Raw genomic sequence first — 1,379 nt, 5'->3', positions numbered from 1 at the left:
GCGCTGTGGGCGGCGCTGGCGGTGGCGGTGGAGATCGGCGGCTCGCTGTGCGTGGTGTTTCGCCGCTTCACGTGGCTCGGCGCGGGCAGCCTCGGCATGCTGACGCTGGTCGCGATGGCCGTGGCGAACGATTTCTGGAACCGCTCGGGCGCCGAACATTTCATGGCGCTGAACAGCTTTTTTGAGCATCTGGGCTTGATTGCGGCGCTCGTCCTTGTCACCATCGTCGGCGATATTCAACGCGGGGAGGGCGACGGCAATCCCTGACCGCCGGGTCGGCCCTCCCACGAACGCGACGCGGCAACCGTGCAATCCACGGGCGCCACGTCGCCCAACCTCTACGCAAACACCACGAATTGAAATCTGAAGACACCCTTCTTTCCGCGGTCGCCGGGTTCGTCGATACGCTGAGCTTCGTCTCGCTGTTCGGGCTGTTCACCGCACACGTGACGGGCAACTTCGTGCTGATCGGCGCCGGCGTTGCCGGATTCGGGCAGGGCCTCGTGCTGAAACTGAGCGTGTTTCCCGCATTCATATGCGGCGTCATCGCGGCGAGCCTGATCGCGCGGTCGTTGTCCGCGCGGCCGGCATGGCAGGGCGCGCGTGCGCTGTATGCGGTGCAGGCCGTGATGCTGCTCGGCTTCTGTGTGGCCGGCGTGTGGGCGACGCCCGTCACGCAGTCCGACAGCCTGCCGGTGCTGGTGGCCGGCATCGTCGGCACGTTCGCGATGGGCGTGCAGAACGCGCATCCGCGCGTGATCGCCCGCGCAAGCGTGCCGAACACGGTGATGACGGGCAACGTCACGCAGGCGATTCTCGATGTGGTCGACCTGTTGTCCGCCGGCACGGCCGACAGCGCGCGCGTGGCCGCACGCGCACGGTTCGGCAAGATGTTGCCGGCGATCGTCGCGTTTGCGCTGGGCGCAATGGCTGGCGCGCTCGGCTTTCGCTACATCGGATTCTGGGCGCTGCTCGCGCCGGCTGGCGCGCTCGCGGCACTGGCATTGACGTCCGGCGCGCACGATACGGCGCCTGCCGTGCGGAGCTGAGTTAGCCGACACGCCGCGCGGCGGCCGGCAGGCCGTCGGCGCAAAGCGGCCTTCGTTGGGATGAACGGGGGAGTCGTTTGGGGGCGCGGCCGGCGCCCGCGCGGCGGCGCGCTTATTGCGCGATCGACTCGAGGTCGTACGATGGCAACGGATGCGCTACCGGTCGCCGTCTCGCGGGTTGCCCCAGAACACGAAGACGATCACACAGCACAACAAAGCACCCACCAAAACCAGTTTCATCAGAATTTGCTCCGAGAAACCCCGCCATTTCCCCCAAGGGGACTTCCTTCGGGGCGGATGGCGGGAAGGAAAGGAGTGCTGTTGACAGGC

General features: G+C 67.2%; 1 protein-coding gene and 1 pseudogene. Both read left to right on the top strand.

What is annotated here, in order from left to right; translation table 11 throughout:
- Positions 1-267: pseudogene (locus ACVK00_RS34510) on the top strand (DoxX family protein); the annotation flags it as partial.
- A gap of 89 nt (positions 268-356) precedes the next feature.
- Positions 357-1,049: a YoaK family protein gene (locus tag ACVK00_RS34505; RefSeq protein ID WP_284901644.1), complete on the top strand. Its 693-nt coding sequence runs from the start codon at positions 357-359 to the stop codon at positions 1,047-1,049.
- Positions 1,050-1,379 lie beyond the last annotated feature (330 nt).

Source organism: Burkholderia sp. PvR073 (assembly GCF_054055695.1).
Note: the sequence above shows the minus strand (reverse complement) of the source record. Positions and strands in the feature narration are given on the sequence as shown.